Genomic DNA, 19,860 nt, shown 5'->3' with positions numbered 1-19,860 from the left:
ACCCGTACGGAGGGTGACGTCGAGCGGCCCCGTGTGCTTCCATGCCATGGGTCGCCGTTCGAAGGGATGGAACAATGCCGGGTCTGCGCAGCTCCCAGTGGTATTCGGGTCAGGATCGCAACGCTTACATCCACCGGGCCTGGATGCGCCGGGGTCTGCCCGGTCACGCCTTCGACGGGCGTCCGCAGATCGCCATCGCCAACACCGCCTCCGACCTGACGCCCTGCAACAGTCACCTGGACGAGGTGGCGGAGAGCGTGAAGCAGGGCGTGTGGGAGGCCGGGGGCGTGCCGCTGAATCTCCCCGTCGTGTCCCTCGGTGAGACGCAGCTGCGCCCGACCGCGATGCTGTGGCGGAACATGGCCGCGATGGCGACCGAGGAGATGCTGCGCGGCAACCCGATCGACGGCGTCGTCCTGCTCGGCGGCTGTGACAAGACCATCCCGTCGCTGCTGATGGCGGCGGCCTCGGTCGACCTGCCCGCCGTCGTGGTGCCCGGCGGCCCGATGCTGTCCGGCACGTTCCGCGGTGTGCCGCTCGGCTGCGGCACCGACGTGTGGCGCCTCAGCGAGGAGGTACGCGCCGGCCAGCTGTCCGAGCGCGACTTCCTGGAGTCCGAGTCCTGCATGATCCGCAGCCGGGGTCACTGCAACACGATGGGCACGGCCTCCACGATGGGCCTGCTCGCCGAGGTGCTCGGCACCACGCTGCCCGGCACGGCGGGACTGCCGGCGCCGGACAGCCGCCTGCTCGCCCGGGCGCACGAGACCGGCCGGCTGGCCGTCGAGATGGTGCACGAGGGACGCCGGCCCAGCGACGTGCTGTCGATCGGATCGTTCCGGAACGCGATCGTGGCGCTCGCGGCGCTCGGCGGCTCGACCAACGCGGTCGTCCACCTCCTCGCCATCGCCGGCCGCCTCGGCGTCCCCCTCACCCTGGACGACTTCGACCGGGTCGGCGCGGACGTCCCGCTGCTCGTGAATCTGCAGCCCGCCGGCCGATTCCTGATGGAGGACCTCCACCGCGCGGGCGGCCTGCACGCCGTGCTCGACCAGGTCCGGGACCTGCTCGACCCGGCCGCGCTCACCGTCACCGGGCGGCCCCTCGTGGATCACCTCGGCGAGGCGGAGATCTGGGACTCGGAGGTCATCCGCACCCGTGAGGCGCCGTTGCAGCCCGCCGCCGGGATCGCCGTGCTGCGCGGCAACCTCGCGCCCGACGGCGCGATCATCAAACCGGCCGCGGCCTCCCCGCACCTGATGCGCCACCGGGGCCGGGCGGTCGTGTTCGACTCGATCGAGGACCTCCACGCCCGCCTGGACGACCCGCACCTCGACGTCGACGAGGACTCCGTGCTCGTCCTGCGCGGCTGCGGCCCGAAGGGCTACCCGGGCATGCCAGAGGTCTCGAACATGCCGCTGCCCGAGAAGCTCCTCAAGAAGGGCGTCCGCGACATGGTCCGGGTCTGCGACGGCCGCATGAGCGGCACCGCGTACGGCACCGTGGTCCTGCACGTCTCGCCCGAGGCCGCGGCGGGCGGCCCGCTGGACCGGGTCCGGACCGGCGACCCGATCGTCCTCGACGTGGAGAACCGCCGGATCGACGTGGACATCCCGCAGGAGGAGCTCGACGGCCGGGAGCCCTCACCGGCGCTGCTGGAGAGCGTGGCCCGCCCCCTGCGCGGCTGGGAGCGGCTGTACGTCGACACCGTCATGGGCGCGGACACCGGCGCCGACCTGGACTTCCTGATCGGGTCCTCGGGCGACGCGGTGGCCCGGGAGTCGCACTGACCCCTCGTCCCCAGCCGGCCCGCCTGCTCAGTGGGCGGTGAGCAGGACGCCCGCGTACGAGACGCCGGCGATCAGCACCCAGGAGGTCAGGCCCAGGAGAAGGGCGCGGTGGCCGGTCCGGGCGAGCTCCGGCAGGCGTACGGCGGCGCCCAGGCCGAACAGGGCCGCCGCGAACAGCACGTCCCGTACGGTGCTCGCGGTGGTCAGCACGTCCGGCGGAACGGTCACCGTCGAACGCAGCGCCATCGTCGCCAGGAAGCCGAGCACGAACAGCGGCAGCAGCGTGGGCCGGTGCCGTTCCGCGCCCCGCAGGGCCGCGCGCCGGGTCCGCAGCGCGACACCGGCCGTGATCGGCGCGAGCATGACGACCCGTACCAGCTTCACCGCGACCGCCGGGACGAGCGCCGCCGAACCGGCGAGAGTGGCGGTCGCGACGACCTGGCCCACGTCGTGCACGCTCGCCCCGATCCAGCGCCCCGCGTCGTACGGCGACAGCCCGAGCAGGTGGGCGAGGGGCGGCAGCACGGCGATGGCCAGGCTGCCGCAGAGCGTGACGAGGCCGACGGCGGTCGCGGTCTCGCGTTCCGCCTCCGCGTCGCCCGGCCGCGGGCCGAGCGCGCCGTCGACGGCCGCGACGGCCGACGCCCCGCAGATGGAGAAGCCCGCGGCGACCAGCAGGGACAGCCGGCTCGACAGGCCGAGCCTGCGGCCGAGCCACTGGGTACCGGTGAAGGTCACGGCGAGGACCGCCACCGTCATGAGGATCGTCCGCGCGCCCAGGGCGAGGATGTCGCCGAACGAGACCTGCAGTCCCAGCAGCACTACGCCCGCCCGCATGAACCTGGTCCCGGCGAACCGCAGGCCCGGCCGGGTCGCGGCGGGCAGCAGCCGGAGGTTCACGGCGAGCACCCCGAGGACCAGCGCGGCTGTGAGCATGGGCACCGTGCCGACCGCACGATGCGCGGCGTACGACACCGCGACGGCCGGGACACAGGCGGCGACGCCCGGCACGAGCATCCACCGCCGCCGCACCGGGCCCGGGGCGAGCGCCCACCGCTGCCGCAGCGGGCCCGGCCCGGTCGCCCGTGCGGAATCCGGTGCGCCTGCCGCCGGGGCCTTCGGTCTTACGGCGTCCGGTGGGTCCGTCGCGGGGGCAGGAGGGCGCGCGGCGTCCACGTTCCAGGCGGAGCTTTGGCCGGCGGGGGGCAAGGGGCGTTCGAAGTCCGGCGTTACGTGGGCGGCGCCTGCGCGTCGTGGCGTCCAGATCGTCATGATCCCTAGCTTCGGGCCCGCGCGGGCCCCGCAGTAGCAGGCATTTCCCTGGCAGGTCATAGGGTTCGCCTATGACCTCCCGGCTTCCCGACCTTGAGGCCCTGGAGCTGCTGGTGGCCGTCGCGGAGACCGGCAGCCTCGGCCAGGCCGCCGCCCGCCTGGGCATCAGTCAGCCCTCGGCCAGCGCGCGGATGAGCACGCTGGAACGCCGGCTCGGCGTGCGGCTGCTCATGCGCTCCACCAGCGGTTCCCGGCTCACGCCGGCCGGTTCGGTGGTCACCGACTGGGCGCGTGCCGTCCTCGTCCAGGCGAACGCGCTGGTCGAGGGCGTCGCGGCGCTGCGTTCGCGCCAGGAGGACCGGCTCCGCGTGTCGGCCAGCCTCACCATCGCCGAGCACCTGATCCCGGGCTGGCTCGTGGCCCTGCGCCAGGTCGCGCCCGGCGTCCACGTCGAGTTGAACGTCACCAACAGCACCCACGTCATCGAGCGGGTGCGGACGGCGGAGGCGGACGTGGGGTTCATCGAGGGCCGCGGGGCGCCGCGCGACCTGCACAGCCGCGCCGTGGGCCGGGACCGTCTCGTGGTCGTCGTCGCGCCGGGCCATCCCTGGACGCGCAGGCGGCGGCCGCTGCGCCCGGTGGAGCTGGTGGCCACGCCGCTGCTCCTGCGGGAGGCCGGATCGGGCACGCGGGAGACGTTCGAGGCGGCGCTCGCGCCGTACGGCGGGGCGGCCGAGCCGGCGCTGGAGCTGGGCGCGACCGCTCCGCTGCGTGCCGCCGCCGTCGCCGGCACGGCCCCGGCCGTGCTGAGCGCGCTCGTCGTCGCCGACGAGATCGCCGCGGGCCGGCTCGTCGAGGTGCCGAGCGAGCTGCGGCTGGAACGGGTGCTGCGGGCGGTGTGGGTGCGCGGCCGTGAGCTCCCCGATCCCGCGCTGCACCTCCTGCGCGTCACCCGCTCCTGAGCCGTTAGGGGCGCGTTAAGGCGCCCACGAGCGGCGCTAAGGGTTCGTCAATAGCGGCGATAGCCGCCTATTTCAGGCGTTGACTTCAGGCGTGACCTCCAGATCGGAGGTCGGGCAACGCCGGAGGCGGACGCGATGACACGCCTGGAGGCCTCCGCGTGGTCCGCGAACGACGGAGGAACGGAGCAATGGCGGATCTGGTGTACGTGCTGCTGACGGTGGCGGTCTTCGCCCTGTTCGGCCTGGTCGTCAAGGCGGTCGAGCGCCTGTGAGCCCGGAGAACCTGGTCGGGCTGATCCTGGCCGTGCTCGTGTCCGTCTTCCTGGTGGCCGCCCTGCTGTTCCCGGAGCGCTTCTGATGAGCGCGACGCTCGCGGGGGTCCTGTTCACGGGATCTCTCGTGCTCGCCCTCGCCGTGGTCCACCGGCCGCTGGGGGACCACATGTACCGCGTCTACACCGGTACGCGGCACGCGCGGCCCGAGCGGGTGATCTACCGGCTGGTGGGAGTCCATCCGGAGGCCGAGCAGACCTGGGCCTCGTACGCGCGCGGCGTGCTGGCGTTCTCGGCGGTCTCGGTGCTCTTCCTGTACGGCCTGCAGCGCCTGCAGAACCACCTGCTGCTGAGCCTGGGATTCAGGCCCGTGGTGACGCATCAGGCGTGGAACACCGCGATCAGCTTCGTGACCAACACGAACTGGCAGTCCTACTCGGGTGAGTCGACCATGGGACACCTGGTGCAGATGGCGGGGCTGGCGGTGCAGAACTTCGTCTCCGCCGCCGTGGGCATGGCCGTGGCCATCGCCCTCGTGCGCGGCTTCGCCCGGAAGCGGACCGACCGTCTCGGCAACTTCTGGGTGGACCTGGTCCGCGGGACCCTGCGGATCCTGCTGCCCATCGCCTTCGTCGCCGCGATCATCCTGGTGATCGGCGGTGCGGTGCAGAACTTCCACGACCCGCACACGGTCCAGACGCTCACCGGCGCCCGGCAGCCGATCACCGGCGGCCCGGTCGCGAGCCAGGAGGCCGTCAAGGAGCTCGGCACCAACGGCGGCGGCTTCTACAACGCCAACTCCGCCCACCCGTTCGAGAACCCCACGGCGTGGACGAACTGGCTGGAGATCTTCCTGCTGCTGATGATCCCCTTCGGCCTGCCCCGGACGTTCGGGCGGATGGTCGGCAGCGTCCGCCAGGGCCGGGCGATCGTCGCGGTGATGGCCACGCTCGCCGTCATCAGCGTCACGCTGCTCTCGTTCTTCCAGCTCGCCCACCACGGCACGGTGCCGACCGCGATCGGCTCCTCGATGGAGGGCGTCGAGACGCGATTCGGAGTGGCGGACTCGGCGACGTTCGCGGACGCCACCACGCTGACCTCGACCGGCGCGGTGAACTCCTTCCACGACTCCTACACGAGCCTCGGCGGCCTGATGACGATGGTCGACATGATGCTGGGCGAGGTCGCGCCCGGCGGGACGGGCTCGGGCCTGTACGGCATGCTGATCCTGGCGGTGGTCACCGTGTTCGTCGCGGGGCTGATGGTCGGCCGTACCCCCGAGTACCTCGGCAAGAAGATCGGCAGCCGGGAGATCAAGTTCGCGGCCGCGTACTTCCTGATCACGCCCATCTGCGTCCTGGCCGGCACCGCGGTGGCGATGGCCGGCACCTGGGGCCGCGGGGGCACGCTGAACCGCGGCGCGCACGGGCTGTCGGAGGTGCTGTACGCCTTCACCTCGGCCTCGAACAACAACGGGTCGGCGTTCGCGGGTCTCACGGCGAACACCCCCTTCTACGACACCGCGCTGGGCCTGGCGATGGCCTTCGGGCGCTTCCTGCCGATGATCTTCGTTCTCGCGCTGGCCGGTTCCCTCGCGCGCCAGGGCCGTACGCCCGTGTCGGAGGGCACGCTCCCCACCCATCGCCCGCAGTTCGTCGGCATGGTCGCCGGCGTGACGGTCGTCCTCGTCGCCCTGACCTTCCTCCCCGCACTCGCCCTCGGGCCGCTGGCCGAAGGAGTCCACTGATGTCCGTACGACTCGCCGAGGCACCCCGGACGGCCCCGGACGCGCCGGCGCCCCCTGGCGGCCGGGTCCAGGGCGGCCTGCTCGACCCCGGACAGCTGCTCCGGTCGCTGCCGGACGCGGTCCGGAAGCTGGATCCGCGCACGATGTGGCGCAACCCCGTCATGTTCATCGTCGAGATCGGGGCGGTCTGGAGCACCGTGCTCGCCGTGAGCCGGCCGAGCTGGTTCTCCTGGCTGATCGTCGCGTGGCTCTGGCTGACGGTGACCTTCGCCAACCTGGCCGAGGCGGTGGCCGAGGGACGTGGGAAGGCCCAGGCCGACTCGCTCCGTCGGGCCAAGACCGACACGACGGCCCGCCGGCTGGTGGGCTGGGCGCCCGGCGGGCCGGTGGTGGAGGAACCGGTTCCGGCGCCCGCGCTGCGGCAGGGTGATCACGTGATCGTCGAGGCCGGGCAGATCATCCCCGGCGACGGGGACGTCGTCGAGGGGATCGCCAGCGTCGACGAGTCGGCGATCACCGGTGAGTCGGCGCCTGTCATCCGCGAGTCCGGCGGTGACCGGTCCGCGGTCACCGGCGGCACCAAGGTGCTGTCCGACCGGATCATCGTCAAGATCACCCAGCGGCCCGGGGAGAGTTTCATCGACAGGATGATCGCCCTGGTCGAGGGTGCGAACCGGCAGAAGACCCCGAATGAGATCGCCCTCAACATCCTGCTGGCCTCGCTGACGATCATCTTCGTGATGGCCGTCGCCACCCTGCAGCCGCTGGCGATCTTCGCCAAGGCGAATGAACCAGGCGTACCGGACTCGCTCGCGCTGAACGCCCACGGCGTCACCGGCATCGTCATGGTCTCCCTGCTCGTCTGCCTGATCCCCACGACGATCGGCGCGCTGCTGTCCGCGATCGGCATCGCCGGCATGGACCGTCTCGTCCAGCGCAACGTCCTCGCGATGAGCGGCCGCGCGGTCGAGGCGGCCGGCGACGTCGACACCCTGCTGCTGGACAAGACCGGCACCATCACTCTCGGCGACCGGCAGGCCGCGGAGTTCATCCCGATCGACGGCGTGACCGAGCAGGAGCTCGCGGACGCGGCACAGCTGGCCAGCCTCGCCGACGAGACCCCGGAGGGACGCTCGATCGTGGTCTTCGCCAAGACCGCGTACGGCCTGCGGGAACGCTCGCCGGGGGAGCTGGCGCACGCGACGTGGATCCGGTTCACCGCCCAGACCCGCATGTCCGGCGTCGACCTCGACGACGGACCCGGCGGCACGCGGCACCTGCGCAAGGGGGCGGCGGCGGCCGTCCTCACCTGGGTGCTCGACCACGGCGGTCTTCCGGAGACCGACGTCGCCGGCGTCGTGGACGGCATCTCCGCCGCCGGCGGCACACCGCTGGTCGTCGGCGAGGTCGTCCGGGAAGCCGGGACGGACCGCGCCCGGCTGCTCGGCGTGATCCACCTGAAGGACGTCGTCAAGGCGGGGATGCGCGAGCGCTTCGCCGAAATGCGCCGCATGGGCATCCGCACCGTCATGATCACCGGCGACAACCCGCTGACCGCCAGGGCCATCGCGGACGAGGCCGGCGTGGACGACTTCCTCGCCGAGGCCAGGCCCGAGGACAAGATGGCGCTGATCAAGAGGGAGCAGGAGGGCGGCCGGCTCGTCGCGATGACCGGCGACGGCACGAACGACGCGCCGGCGCTCGCCCAGGCCGACGTCGGAGTCGCCATGAACACCGGCACCTCCGCCGCCAAGGAGGCCGGCAACATGGTCGACCTGGATTCCAACCCGACGAAGCTCATCGAGATCGTCGAGATCGGCAAGCAACTGCTGATCACCCGGGGCGCGCTGACCACGTTCTCGATCGCCAACGACATCGCCAAGTACTTCGCGATCATCCCCGCGATGTTCGCGGCGCTCTATCCGGGCCTGGACCGGCTCAACGTCATGCGGCTGCACAGCCCGCAGTCGGCGGTCCTGTCCGCCGTCATCTTCAACGCCGTCATCATCGTCGCGCTGATCCCCCTCGCCCTGCGCGGCGTGAAGTACCGCCCCTCCAGCGCCTCGAAGCTGCTGTCCCGCAACCTGTGCGTGTACGGGCTCGGGGGCGTCGTCGCGCCGTTCATCGGCATCAAGTTCGTCGACCTGCTCGTTCAGTTCCTTCCCGGGATGTCGTGATGCGCCTGCCAAGCCTCATCCGCCACCACCTCGCCGCGGTCCGCGCCCTCCTGGTCCTGACCGTGATCACCGGGGTCGTCTACCCGCTCGCGGTGTGGGCCGTCGCGTTCCTCCCCGGCCTGCACGGCCGGGCCGAGGGCTCCCTGATCGAACACGATGGGGAGGTCGTCGGCAGCCGCCTCATCGGCCAGGCGTTCACGGATCCGCGCGGGAACCCGCTGCGCCAGTACGTCCAGAGCCGTCCCTCCAGCGCCGGAGCCGGCTACGACCCGACGTCCACCGGCGCGAGCAACCTCGGCCCCGAGGACGTCGTCGACACCCTCCCGCGGAACCCGGCCGGCAAGGCGAGGGAGATCGCCGCCAGGACCGCCCGTGACTCCCTCCTGACCCTGGTCTGCGCGCGCAGCAGGGCGGTCGGCGCGCTCGAGGGGGTCAGCGGCGCCCGCCCGTACTGCACGCCGGGCGGCGTCGGCGCGGTGCTGTCGGTCATCGGCCCGCGCGACCGGGCGGGCCACGTGATCCGGCCCGCCCGCGTCGTCAGCGTCAACGAGCAGTGCGGGGTCGTGTCCCGGCCGTTCGTCGCCGCGTACGAGGGCGTGCGCGTCGAGTGCGCCGAGGCCGGCGAGGACTACGCGATGGGGGAGATCGTCCCGGTACGGGGCGACGCCCCGGCCCGGCCGGCGGTGCCCGCGGACGCCGTGACCGGCAGCGGCAGCGGCCTGGACCCGGACATCTCCCCGGCGTACGCCCGCCTGCAGGCCCCCCGGGTCGCGCGGGCGCGCGGCATCACCACGGCCCAGGTCCTCGCCGCCATCAGGGACAACGAGGACGGCCGGACCCTGGGCTTCATCGGCGAGCCGCGGGTGAACGTCCTGCGGCTCGACCTCGAACTCGACCGGAAGTACCCGTACCGCGGGTGAGAAGGGAGGTGACGGGCATGGCACGCGGCCGGCTGCGCGTCTATCTCGGCGCGGCCCCGGGGGTCGGCAAGACGTACGCCATGCTCGGCGAGGGCCGGCGGCGGAAGGAACGGGGGACCGACGTGGTGGTCGGCTTCGTCGAGTGCCACGGCCGGCCCCGTACGGCCGAGCTCCTCGACGGACTGGAGATCGTCCCCCGCCGGACGCTGGAGTACCGGGGGACGACCTTCACCGAGCTGGACACCGACGCGGTCATCGCCCGCGCCCCGAAGGTCGCCCTGATCGACGAGCTCGCGCACACCAACGTGCCCGGCACCCGGAACGCCAAGCGCTGGCAGGACGTCGAGGAGATCCTCGATGCCGGCATCGACGTGGTCACGACGGTGAACATCCAGCATCTCGACTCGGTCAACGACGTCGTCGAGCAGATCACCGGAGTGCCGCAGCGGGAGACCCTGCCCGACGAGGTCGTCCGGCGCGCCGACCAGGTCGAGCTGGTGGACATGACGGCTGAGGCGCTGCGCCGCCGCATGGCGCACGGCAACGTCTACGCCCCCGACAGGATCGACGCGGCGCTGGGCAACTACTTCCGTGTCGGCAACCTCACCGCGCTGCGTGAACTCGCGCTGCTGTGGCTGGCCGACAAGGTGGACGACCAGCTCGACCGGTACCGCGCCGACCACGACATCCACACGACGTGGGAGGCGCGCGAACGGGTCGTCGTCGCCCTCACCGGCGGTCCCGAGGGCGACACGCTCATCCGCCGTGCGGCGCGGATCGCCGACCGGGCCAGGGGCGCGGACCTGTTCGCCGTCCACGTCACGACCGGCGACGGGCTGACCGGCGCCGGCCCCGGGCACCTGGCCCGCCAGCGTGCCCTGGTCGAGAGCCTGGGCGGCACCTACCACCAGGTCGTCGGCGACGACGTCCCGCAGGCCCTGCTGGACTTCGCCCGCGGGGTGAACGCCACGCAGCTCGTCCTCGGGGCCTCACGGCGGGGCCGGTTCGCCCAGGTGCTGTCCCGGGGCGTCGGCGTCACGACCACGGCGCTGTCCGGGCCGATCGACGTCCACATGGTCACCCACGAGGAGGTGAACCGGCCGCGTTCGGCGACGCGCCGCGCCGGCGGGCTGACCCCGCGCCGCCACGCGATCGGGGTCCTCCTGGCCGCCGCGGGCCTGCCCCTGCTCACGCTGCTGCTGGCGAACCTGCGCGAACGGCTCTCCCTGCCCAGCGACATCCTCGTCTTCCTCGTCGCGGTCGTCACCATCGCGCTCGCCGGCGGCGTCTACCCCGCCCTGTTCGCCGCGGTGGTCGGCTCGCTGCTGCTGAACTACTACTTCACCCCGCCGCTGTACCGCTTCACGATCGCCGAGCACGAGAACGTCCTCGCCCTCGCCTGCTACGTCCTCGTGGGGGTCGCGGTCAGCGTCGTGGTCGAGATCGCCGCCCGGCGCACCCGGGACGCCGCCCGCGCCCACGCCGAGGCCGAACTGCTGTCCGACCTGGCGGGCAGCGTGCTCCGCGGCTGGGGCGGCGCCCGCGCGGACGCGCTGCGGCATCTGCTGGAGCGCCTGCGGGTGACGTTCGCCCTCGCGTCGGTCACCCTGCTGGAGCGCCGGCCGGAGGCGCCGCTGACCCCGGTCCGGCAGCGCGATCCGGAGTGCTGGCGGGTGGTCGCGGCGGTCGGCGACGAACCGGCGTGCAGTCCCGGCGACGGCGACGCCGACGTTCCCGTCGAGGAGGACCTGGCCCTCGTCCTGCGCGGCCGCACCCCCTCGGCGTCCGACCGGCGCGTCCTCGAGGCGTTCGCGGCGCAGGCGGCCGTCGCGCTCCGCCAGGAGCGCCTCGCCGAGGAGGCCGAGCAGGCCCGTCCGCTGGCGGAGGCGGACCGGCTCCGGACCGCGCTGCTCACCGCGGTCGGCCACGACCTGCGGTCCCCGCTGGCGTCCGCCAAGGCCGCCGTGGAGAGCCTGCGCACCGACGACGTCACCTGGTCCGACGAGGAACGTGCCGAGCTCCTGGCCACCGCCGACGAGTCCCTCGTACGGCTCGACCGTCTCGTCACCAACCTCCTCGACATGAGCCGCCTGCGGTCCGGGGCGCTCGGCGTCCACCGGGAGCCCGTCGCCGTGGGGGAGATCGTCCCGTGCGCGATCGACGAGCTCGGCGCGACCGGCGTACGGCTCCAGGCGCCGGACGGGCTGCCGGAGGTGCTGGCCGACCCCGTCCTGCTCGAACGCGTGCTGGTCAACCTGCTGTCCAACGCGGTGCACCACGGTCCTCCGGGCGAATCCGTGCTGGTCACGGCCAGCGCCCACGCGGGCCACGTCGAGGTGCGGGTCATCGACCGCGGGCCCGGCGTTCCCGAGGCCGACCGCGACCGGATCTTCCAGCCCTTCCAGCGCGCCGGTGACCGCGGCGCCGGCGCGGGGCTGGGCCTCGGCCTCGCCCTGTCGCGCGGGCTGGTCGAGGCCATGGGCGGCACCCTCGTCCCCGAGGACACCCCGGGCGGCGGCCTGACGATGGTCGTCTCGCTGCCCGCGTGCCGGCCCGGCCCGGCCGGCCTCGCCGACCCGGCGCCGGCGGCGCACGCCGACGCGGTACGGGACGGACGGTCGTCCTGACCCGGCAGGGCCCCGGCGGGCCCGGTCACCCGCCGGTTCGGCGTCTCGCGCCCCGGCATACGGGACACAATGCAGGAAGGGGGTTGAACAGGATGGCGACGCGGGGCAGGCTCACGATCTACCTCGGTGCCGCGCCCGGGGTGGGCAAGACGTACGCGATGCTCGACGAGGCGCACCGGCGGCTGGAGCGCGGCGCGGACCTCGTCGTGGGGTACGCCGAGACGTACGGCCGGCCCCGTACGGCGGCGCTGCTGGAGGGGCTGGAGGCCGTTTCCGTCCGCCGGTTCGCCGACGGGGACCGGGTGCGCGCCGAGATGGACGTCGACGCGATCCTCGCGCGCCGCCCCGGGATCGCCCTGGTCGACGACCTCGCGCACGCCAACGCACCGGGATCCCGCAACGACCGGCGCTGGCGGGACGTCGAGGAGCTCCTCGACGCGGGCATCGACGTCGTGTCCACCGTCGACGTGCGGCACCTGGAGTCGCTGACCGACGTCGTCGAGCGCATCACGGGCGTACGGCCCCGCGAGACCGTGCCCGACGAGGTCGTCCGGCGGGCCGACCAGATCCAGCTCGTCGACATGGCGCCGGAGTCGCTGCGCCGCCGCCTCGCCCACGGCAACGTGTACGACGCCGATCAGGTCGACGCGGAGCTGTCCGGCTACTTCCGCGTGGGGAACCTCACCGCGCTGCGCGAGCTCGCCCTGCTCTGGGTCGCCGACCGGGTCGACGACGCGCTCGCCCGCTACCGCGACGAGAAGGGCATCACCGCGACCTGGGAGGCGCGGGAGCGGATCATCGTCGCGCTGACCGGCGGCCCGGAGGGCGACACGCTGATCCGCCGTGCCGCCCGGATCGCCGCCCGCGCCGGCCGGGCCGACCTGGTCGCCGTGCACGTCGCCCGCACGGACGGACTCGCCGACGGGTCGCCGGAGGCGCTCGCCCGCCAGCGCGCCCTCGTCGAGAGCCTGGGCGGCTCCTACCACCAGGTCACCGGCGGCGACGTGCCCAAGGCGCTCATCGACTTCGCCCGGGCCGCGAACGCCACGCAGATCGTGCTCGGGTCCAGCCGCCGCAGCGGCTGGCAGTACGTCCTCGGGCCCGGCGTCGGCGCGACCGTCGCCCGCGCGTCCGGCGACGTGGACGTGCACATCGTCCCCCACGCCTACGCGGGCAAGGGCCGGGGATGGGCGACCGTCCCGCCGACGTCCCTGGGCCGCCGGCGGCGCACGGCCGGCTGGCTGCTCGCGCTGCTCGTCCCGCCGGCGCTCACCGGCCTGCTGTCATTCGACGGGCGCTTCGGGCTCCCCACCGAGCTGCTGTTCTTCCTCGCGGTCGCCGTGGGCGTGGCGCTCGTCGGCGGGCTTTGGCCGGCGATCGTGGCCGCCGTCGCCGGTTTCCTGCTGCTCAACTGGTTCTTCACGCCGCCGTTGCACACCCTCACCGTGGCCCACCTGGAGAACGCCCTGGCCCTCCTGGTGTTCGTCGCCGTGGCCGTCGCGGTCTCCACGGTCGTGGACCTCGCGGCCCGGCGCAGCGCCCAGGCCGCGCGGGCGCGTTCGGAGGCGACCACCCTGAGCATGCTCGCCACCAGCGTGCTGCGCGGCGAGGACGCCCTGCCGCAGCTGCTCGAACGCGTCCGGGAGACGTTCGGGCTGACGTCGGTGAGCCTCCTCGAACGCTCCGGAGAGGGCTGGGCGTCCGTGGCCTTCGCGGGCCGGGAGCCGTGCGCCCGTCCGGGGGACGCCGACGTCACCGTGCAGGTCAGCGACACCCTGATCCTCGCGCTGGACGGCCGGGTCCTGCCGGCCGCCGACCGTCGCATCCTGGCCGCCTTCGCCTATCAGGCGGCGGCGGCCCTCGACCGGCGCCGCCTGGCCGAGGAGGCCAAGGAGGCCCGGCGCCTGGCCGAGGGCAACCGGATCCGCACCGCGCTGCTGGCCGCCGTGTCGCACGACCTGCGGACGCCCCTGGCCTCGATCAAGGTGAGCGTCGGCAGCCTCCGCTCGCCGGACGTGCGCTGGGATCCGGAGGACGAGGCCGAGCTCCTGGCCACGATCGAGGAGTCGGCCGACCGCCTCGACCGCCTGGTCGCCAACCTCCTCGACATGAGCCGGTTGCAGACCGGCGTCGTCAACCCGCTCACCCGCCGGGTCGCCCTCGACGAGGTGATCCAGCCGGCGCTGGCCGACGTCCCCGCCGACCAGGTCAAGATCGAGGTACCGGAGGACCTGCCGCCGGTCGTCGCCGATCCGGGGCTCCTGGAGCGCTCCCTGGCCAACGTCGTGGAGAACGCCGTACGGCACGGCGGCCCGGAGCCGGTCCGCGTGACCGCGAGCGAGCAGGACGGCATGGTGGAGCTGCGGGTCGCCGACCGCGGGCCGGGCGTCCCCGACTCCGCCAAGCCGCGTATGTTCGAGCCGTTCCAGCGCCTCGGCGACCGGCCGCGCGGCAGCGGGGTCGGCCTGGGCCTCGCGGTGGCGCGCGGCTTCGCCGAGGCCGTCGGCGGCGAGCTGCGCGCCGAGGACACGCCCGGCGGCGGACTGACGATGGTCTTCTTGCTGCCGACCGGGCGCACGGCACGGACCGGCGAGGGGGAGACGTGACACGGGTGCTCGTGGTGGACGACGAGCCGCAGATCGTCCGCGCGCTGCGGATCAACCTGCGGGCCCGCGGCTACGAGGTCGACGCCGCGCCCGACGGGCGTACCGCGCTGGACCTGGCCGCCCGCCGCCGTCCGGACGTCGTCGTGCTCGACCTCGGCCTGCCCGACATGGAGGGCGCGGAGGTCATCAAGGGCCTGCGCGGCTGGACGAGCGTGCCGATCATCGTGCTGTCCGCGCGGCACGCGTCCGAGGAGAAGGTCGAGACGCTCGACGTGGGCGCGGACGACTACGTGACCAAGCCGTTCGGCATGGACGAGCTGCTGGCCCGGCTGCGCGCCGCCGTACGCCGGGCCGCGCCCGCCGAGGAGGCCGCCGTGGTCGTCACCGACGACTTCACCGTGGACCTGGCCGCCAAGAAGGTCGGCCGGGACGGCGCGGACGTCCGCCTCACCCCGACCGAGTGGCACGTCCTGGAGGTGCTGGTGCGCAACGTGGGCCGCCTGGTCACCCAGCAGCAGCTGCTCCGCGAGGTCTGGGGCCCGGCCTACGAGAACGAGACCGGCTACCTGCGCGTCTACCTCGCCCAGCTCCGCCGCAAGCTGGAGCCGGACCCCTCCCGCCCCCGTCACCTGATCACCGAACCCGGCATGGGCTACCGCTTCGAACCCTGACCCCGCCCGATCCGCCGCGTTAGGGCGGCGTTAAGAAGCGGTGCCGGGGCGTAAGAAGGCCGTTAGGGGGCGGGGTTTCGAGGGACTCGGGCCGGTTTGCTGGCAATCGTGAAGCAAGCCGTGTTGCAGCTGCCCAAGCGCTTCCTCGTCGGCCGGCCGCTTCGGACCGGGCAGCTGGGCGAGACGCTGCTGCCCAAGAAACTGGCGCTCCCCGTCTTCTGCAGCGACCCCCTGTCGTCCGTCGCGTACGCGACGGAGGAGATCCTGCTCGCGCTCAGCCTCGGGGGCCTGGCGATGTTCGCGCTCTCCTGGTGGGTGGGGGCGGGCGTCGTCTTCCTGCTCCTGGTCGTCACCGCCTCGTACCGGCAGACCTGCCACGCCTATCCCAACGGCGGCGGGGCCTACGCGGTCAGCCGGGCCAACCTCGGCGAGAACGCCTCCCTCGTCGCGGCCAGCGCGCTGCTGATCGACTACGTCATGACCGTCGCGGTGTCGGTCGCGGCCGGCGTGGCCAACGTCATCTCCGCCTTCCCGGCGCTGAGCCCCCACGCGGTCGCGATCTCCCTGGCGCTGATCGCGGTGCTCGCCGTGATGAACCTGCGCGGGGTCAAGGAGTCGGGGACGGCGTTCGCGATCCCGACGTACGGCTTCGTCGCGAGCGTCCTCCTCATGCTGGTCGTCGGCCTGCTGCGCGTGGCGACCGGGCACCCGCCGACCGCGGAGTCGGCCGCCTTCGGGGTGCGCGCCGTGCACGGCACGGCGGGCGCGGCGGTCGTCCTGCTCGCCATGCGCGCGTTCGCGCAGGGATGCACGGCGCTCACCGGCGTCGAGGCGGTCAGTAACGGCGTGCCGAACTTCAAGCCGCCCAAGAGCCGGAACGCCGCCTCCACGCTGACGATCATGGGCCTGCTGGCCGTGGTCATGTTCGCCGGCATCACGGTCCTCGCGCGGACGGCGCGCGTGCACCTGGCCGGCGACCCGGCCCAGCTGATCGGCGCGCCGCACGGCTACGCACAGAAAACGGTCATCGCCCAGCTCGGCGCGGCCGTCTTCGGGCACGGGTCGATCCTGTTCTTCCTGGTCCAGGCCTTCACCGCGGCGATCCTCGTGCTGGCCGCCAACACCGCGTTCAACGGCTTCCCGATCCTGGCCTCGATCCTCGGCGGCGACGGGTACCTGCCCCGGCAGTTCGCGCGGCGCGGCGACCGGCTGGTGTTCAGCAACGGCATCGTGATCCTGTCCCTGCTGGCCGGCGCGTTGATCTGGGCGTTCGGCGCCAGCACCACGAGGCTCATCCAGCTCTACATCATCGGGGTGTTCGTCTCCTTCACCCTGAGCCAGGGCGGCATGGTCAGACACTGGACCGGTGAGCTGCGCCGCCTCGCCGACCCGGCCGGACGGCGCTCCGTCCACCACGCCCGCGCGATCAACCTGGTCGGAGCCGTGCTCACCGGGCTCGTCCTCGTCATCGTGCTGCTCACCAAGTTCATGCACGGCGCGTGGATCGTCGTGGTGACGATGCCGCTGGTGTTCCTGATGATGAAGGGGATCCAGCGGCACTACCGGCGGGTCGCGGCCGAGCTGGAGCCGGGGGAGGAGGGCGTGCCGCTGCCCAGCCGGATCCACGCCGTCGTGCTGGTGTCACGGGTGCACACCCCCACCCTGCGGGCGCTGGCCTTCGCCCGTGCGACGCGGCCGCACACGCTGACCGCGCTGAGCGTGGCGACGAGCCCGGAGGAGGCCGACCGGCTCGAGCGCGAGTGGGCCGAACGTGACATCCCCGTACCCCTGACGATCCTCGATTCTCCCTACCGCGACATCACCGGGCCGGTGCTCGACTACGTCACCCGGATCCGTACCAGGAGCCCGCGCGACGTCGTCTGCGTGTTCATCCCCGAGTACGTCGTCGGCCGCTGGTGGGAGCACCTCCTGCACAACCACAGTGCCCTGCGCCTCAAGGCGCGCCTGCTGTTCCGGCCCGGCGTGATGATGACCAGCGTCCCCTGGCAGCTCGGCTCGGCGGAGGCGGCTCTCGCGCGGCACACGGAGGGAGCGGAATTTGCCGCACGTACACGGGTTCGCTCCGGTACGCCGTGATGTAAACCCTTAGTGGTGGTCTGTTCCGTCAGGGGATGGCTTACGCTTGCGAATCATGGAGGAAGTGCCTGCCGGGACGGCACAGGAGAGCGCACAGGGAGCTCGGGGTCTGCGCGGCTTCCTGCGCCGCCTGACCTCGACCAAGGCGGAGCTCGAGGCCGAGGAGCTGCAGAAGACCACCGGCGAGGAGGGCGCCACTCCGATCAGGAAGTGCGCCGCGCGGCGACGCGCCTGCGTGGCGGGTACGCTACGTACTGTGACTCTCCGACCGCGTGGCGGGGCGCCCGCCCTGGAGGCCGAGCTGTACGACGGCTCGGACATGATCAGCCTGGTGTGGCTCGGCCGGCGGCGCATCGCCGGGATCGAGCCCGGCCGGCTGGTGCGCGCGGAGGGCCTGGTGAGCGTCCAGGACGGCCGCAAGGTGATGTTCAACCCGCGGTACGAACTGCGGGGAGGGGCATGAGCGGGCGAGTCGACGAGCACGGCGGCTCGCTCATGAGGCCGACGGAGGAGTCCGCATGAGCGAGCGGCGGCGCGCCGAGGCCGCGGACGACGAGGGCGTGCGGGCTTCGGGCCCGGGACGGACCGTGGACGAGGCCGGTGCCGCGGACGCCGAGGCCCACGGCGGGCTTCACGGCGAGCCCGGTGCCGAGGTGCCCGCGGAGGGCGCCGGCGAGGCGCGGCGGGCCGCGTACGACACCGTCGAGGAGGCCGTCCGCAAGCAGCTCTCCAAGGCGCTCGGCGGCCCGCGCGGCGTCGTGGAGGCGGCGATCCCGACGATCGGCTTCACCGTCTCCTGGATCGTGAGCCACGAGCTCAAGGCGTCACTGATCCTCGGGGCCGGGCTCGCCGTCGTCCTGCTGGCCGTGCGCCTGGTTCAGCGCTCGACGGTCCAGTTCGTGCTCAACAGCGTCTTCGGCATCGCGATCGCGGCGTTCTTCGCGCTGCGCTCGGGCAAGGCCGCCGACGCGTTCCTGCCCGGCATCCTCTACAACGCGGGCTACGCCGCGGCGATGCTGCTGTCGATCGTCGTCCGGTGGCCCGTCGTCGGGTTCCTGATCGGTTCGGTCACCGGCGACCCGACCGCCTGGCACCGCGACCGCGACACCGTCCGGCTGTGCTCCCGGCTCACCTGGCTGCTGCTGATCCCGTGCCTCGTGCGGGTCGCCGTTCAGTACCCCCTCTACCTGGCGGGGCACGTCGGCTGGCTCGGCGCGGCCAAGGTCGTGATGGGCTGGCCGCTCCAGGTGGCGGCGCTGGCCGCCATGGTCTGGCTGCTGGCCCGTGGCCGTACCCCGATGGAGACGGCCACGGGCGCTTCGGAGTCCTGACCCCGGCGCGGGTCAGTGCGCCGACAGCAGGTCGCCGAGCTCGTCCTCGACGTCCTGGCTGGCGACGAACATCAGCTCGTCCCCGGCCTCGAGGGTGTCGTCCGGGCTGGGCACCAGCACCCGGCCCTCCCGCAGGATCGCCACGAGCGCGGTGTCGCGCGGCCAGGTCACCGAGCCGACCAGCTGACCGGCGAGCGGGGCGTCCTCGGGCAGGGTCAGCTCGACGAGGTTCGCCTCACCCTGCCGGAAGGTCATCAGCCGGACCAGGTCGCCGACGCTGACGGCCTCCTCGACCAGCGCGGACAGCAGGCGGGGCGTGGAGACCGCGACGTCGACCCCCCAGGACTCGTTGAAGAGCCATTCGTTCTTGGGGTGGTTGATCCGTGCGACGACGCGGGGGACGCCGTACTCGGTCTTGGCGAGCAGCGAGACGACCAGGTTGACCTTGTCGTCCCCGCTCGCCGCGACGACGACGTGGCAGCGCTCCAGGCCCGCGTCGTCGAGGGAGGCGATCTCGCAGGCGTCCGCGAGCAGCCACTCGGCGCGCGGCACCGCCTCGACCTTGATCGACCGGGGGTTCTTGTCGATGAGCAGGACCTCGTGGCCGTTCTCGAGGAGCTCCTGGGCGATGGAACGGCCCACGGCGCCCGCTCCGGCGATGGCGACCCGCATTACTCCACCCTCTGCTCGGGCCGCTGGGACACGGCGTCGTTGATGCGTTCGATGTCGGAGGACGCCGCCATCACGTGGACGACGTCGCCGTCCTGGATGACGGTGTCGCCGGTGGGCACCAGCGCCTCGCCCATGCGGGACAGGAACGCGACGCGCGTCTTGGCGGCCTCCTCCAGCGCCGAGACCTTGGCGCCGATCCACTTCGGGTCCGACTGCACCTCGGCCAGCACCACCTCGCCGGTCGGGTCCCTCCAGAGCGAGGACACGCCCTCGGGCAGCAGCCGCCGGATCATCTGGTCGGCGGTCCAGCGGACGGTCGCGACGGTCGGGATGCCGAGCCGCTGGTAGACCTCGGCCCGCCGGGGGTCGTAGATCCGCGCGACGACGTTCTCCACGCCGAAGGTCTCGCGGGCGACGCGGGCCGAGATGATGTTGGAGTTGTCGCCGCTGCTGACGGCGACGAAAGCGGAGGCCTGCTCGATCCCGGCCTCGACCAGCACGTCGCGGTCGAATCCGAACCCGGTGATCCGGCGCCCCTTGAAGCCGCCGCGCAGCCGGCGGAACGCCTCGGGGCTCTGATCGATGATGGCCACGGTATGGCCTTTGTCCTCCAGGATGTGGGCGAGGGTGGATCCCACTCGCCCGCAACCCATGATCACGATATGCACGGTCGTCCTTCCCGGCGCCGGTGCCGTCCGCTTGGCTCCGCTTGACCT

Annotated in this window: 15 protein-coding genes; 12 read left to right on the top strand and 3 right to left on the bottom strand. The window is 73.0% G+C overall.

The window, feature by feature from the left end; all coding sequences use genetic code 11:
- Positions 1-74: 74 nt before the first annotated feature.
- Entirely contained in the window at positions 75-1,790 is a 1,716-nt protein-coding gene (locus tag NDW01_RS19670; protein ID WP_252822614.1) for an IlvD/Edd family dehydratase, read from the top strand.
- Between the two features lie 27 nt (positions 1,791-1,817).
- On the opposite strand, the gene NDW01_RS19665 is transcribed toward NDW01_RS19670, so the two are convergent.
- The gene (locus NDW01_RS19665; RefSeq protein ID WP_252822612.1) at positions 1,818-2,807 is read right to left on the bottom strand and encodes a YeiH family protein; all 990 of its coding nucleotides are present in this window, start codon (positions 2,805-2,807) and stop codon (positions 1,818-1,820) included.
- Between the two features lie 326 nt (positions 2,808-3,133).
- Here NDW01_RS19665 and NDW01_RS19660 point away from each other — a divergent pair, with 326 nt between their 5' ends.
- From NDW01_RS19660 to NDW01_RS19610, 11 genes are all read left to right on the top strand, one after another.
- Positions 3,134-4,024, top strand: a complete 891-nt coding sequence (locus tag NDW01_RS19660; RefSeq protein ID WP_252822610.1) for a LysR substrate-binding domain-containing protein — start codon at positions 3,134-3,136, stop codon at positions 4,022-4,024.
- 268 nt (positions 4,025-4,292) lie between these two features.
- Positions 4,293-4,382 (top strand): potassium-transporting ATPase subunit F, encoded by a 90-nt coding sequence (locus tag NDW01_RS19655; RefSeq protein WP_252822608.1) that lies wholly within the window; start codon positions 4,293-4,295, stop codon positions 4,380-4,382.
- A complete protein-coding gene (gene kdpA, locus NDW01_RS19650) occupies positions 4,382-6,043 on the top strand; it encodes a potassium-transporting ATPase subunit KdpA (protein ID WP_252822606.1) in 1,662 nt (553 codons plus the stop codon). Before NDW01_RS19655 ends, kdpA begins: the two co-directional genes overlap by 1 nt.
- Entirely contained in the window at positions 6,043-8,220 is a 2,178-nt protein-coding gene (gene kdpB / locus NDW01_RS19645) for a potassium-transporting ATPase subunit KdpB (protein ID WP_252822604.1), read from the top strand. The genes kdpA and kdpB overlap by 1 nt, the downstream gene beginning before the upstream one ends.
- Positions 8,220-9,140: a potassium-transporting ATPase subunit C gene (locus NDW01_RS19640; RefSeq protein ID WP_252822602.1), complete on the top strand. Its 921-nt coding sequence runs from the start codon at positions 8,220-8,222 to the stop codon at positions 9,138-9,140. Before kdpB ends, NDW01_RS19640 begins: the two co-directional genes overlap by 1 nt.
- A 17-nt stretch (positions 9,141-9,157) precedes the next feature.
- Complete coding sequence (locus NDW01_RS19635) at positions 9,158-11,767, top strand: sensor histidine kinase (RefSeq protein WP_252822599.1); 2,610 nt, start codon at positions 9,158-9,160, stop codon at positions 11,765-11,767.
- A gap of 92 nt (positions 11,768-11,859) precedes the next feature.
- Positions 11,860-14,373, top strand: coding sequence for a DUF4118 domain-containing protein (locus tag NDW01_RS19630; protein WP_252822896.1), 2,514 nt, complete (start codon positions 11,860-11,862; stop codon positions 14,371-14,373).
- Entirely contained in the window at positions 14,370-15,044 is a 675-nt protein-coding gene (locus tag NDW01_RS19625; protein WP_252822597.1) for a response regulator, read from the top strand. Before NDW01_RS19630 ends, NDW01_RS19625 begins: the two co-directional genes overlap by 4 nt.
- Positions 15,045-15,152: 108 nt before the next feature.
- Positions 15,153-17,141: an APC family permease gene (locus NDW01_RS19620; RefSeq protein WP_252822596.1), complete on the top strand. Its 1,989-nt coding sequence runs from the start codon at positions 15,153-15,155 to the stop codon at positions 17,139-17,141.
- A gap of 55 nt (positions 17,142-17,196) precedes the next feature.
- Positions 17,197-17,604, top strand: a complete 408-nt coding sequence (locus NDW01_RS19615) for an OB-fold nucleic acid binding domain-containing protein (RefSeq protein WP_252822594.1) — start codon at positions 17,197-17,199, stop codon at positions 17,602-17,604.
- Positions 17,605-17,659: 55 nt separating this feature from the next.
- Positions 17,660-18,472 carry a DUF3159 domain-containing protein gene (locus tag NDW01_RS19610; protein ID WP_252822591.1) on the top strand — a complete coding sequence of 271 codons (813 nt, stop codon included), beginning with the start codon at positions 17,660-17,662 and terminating at the stop codon, positions 18,470-18,472.
- Between the two features lie 12 nt (positions 18,473-18,484).
- On the opposite strand, the gene NDW01_RS19605 is transcribed toward NDW01_RS19610, so the two are convergent.
- Together NDW01_RS19605 and NDW01_RS19600 are read right to left on the bottom strand one after the other, a co-directional pair.
- Positions 18,485-19,144: a potassium channel family protein gene (locus tag NDW01_RS19605; protein WP_252778446.1), complete on the bottom strand. Its 660-nt coding sequence runs from the start codon at positions 19,142-19,144 to the stop codon at positions 18,485-18,487.
- Complete coding sequence (locus tag NDW01_RS19600; RefSeq protein ID WP_252778445.1) at positions 19,144-19,812, bottom strand: potassium channel family protein; 669 nt, start codon at positions 19,810-19,812, stop codon at positions 19,144-19,146. The genes NDW01_RS19605 and NDW01_RS19600 overlap by 1 nt, the downstream gene beginning before the upstream one ends.
- Between the last annotated feature and the right edge of the window lie 48 nt (positions 19,813-19,860).

Source organism: Actinoallomurus soli (genome assembly GCF_024055715.1).
In the GTDB taxonomy this organism is placed as follows: domain Bacteria; phylum Actinomycetota; class Actinomycetes; order Streptosporangiales; family Streptosporangiaceae; genus Actinoallomurus; species Actinoallomurus soli.
The sequence above is the reverse complement of the archived record's forward strand: the minus strand, read 5'-3'. Positions and strand labels throughout refer to the sequence as shown.

Excerpts from the sequence above, each read along its gene's own strand:
- NDW01_RS19670 (WP_252822614.1), top strand. The coding sequence starts at position 75 with ATGCCGGGTCTGCGCAGCTCCCAGTGGTATTCGGGTCAGGATCGCAAC.
- NDW01_RS19665 (WP_252822612.1), bottom strand. The coding sequence starts at position 2,807 with ATGCTCGTGCCGGGCGTCGCCGCCTGTGTCCCGGCCGTCGCGGTGTCG.
- NDW01_RS19660 (WP_252822610.1), top strand. The coding sequence starts at position 3,134 with ATGACCTCCCGGCTTCCCGACCTTGAGGCCCTGGAGCTGCTGGTGGCC.
- kdpA (WP_252822606.1), top strand. The coding sequence starts at position 4,382 with ATGAGCGCGACGCTCGCGGGGGTCCTGTTCACGGGATCTCTCGTGCTC.
- kdpB (WP_252822604.1), top strand. The coding sequence starts at position 6,043 with ATGTCCGTACGACTCGCCGAGGCACCCCGGACGGCCCCGGACGCGCCG.
- NDW01_RS19640 (WP_252822602.1), top strand. The coding sequence starts at position 8,220 with ATGCGCCTGCCAAGCCTCATCCGCCACCACCTCGCCGCGGTCCGCGCC.
- NDW01_RS19635 (WP_252822599.1), top strand. The coding sequence starts at position 9,158 with ATGGCACGCGGCCGGCTGCGCGTCTATCTCGGCGCGGCCCCGGGGGTC.
- NDW01_RS19630 (WP_252822896.1), top strand. The coding sequence starts at position 11,860 with ATGGCGACGCGGGGCAGGCTCACGATCTACCTCGGTGCCGCGCCCGGG.
- NDW01_RS19615 (WP_252822594.1), top strand. The coding sequence starts at position 17,197 with ATGGAGGAAGTGCCTGCCGGGACGGCACAGGAGAGCGCACAGGGAGCT.
- NDW01_RS19610 (WP_252822591.1), top strand. The coding sequence starts at position 17,660 with ATGAGCGAGCGGCGGCGCGCCGAGGCCGCGGACGACGAGGGCGTGCGG.
- NDW01_RS19605 (WP_252778446.1), bottom strand. The coding sequence starts at position 19,144 with ATGCGGGTCGCCATCGCCGGAGCGGGCGCCGTGGGCCGTTCCATCGCC.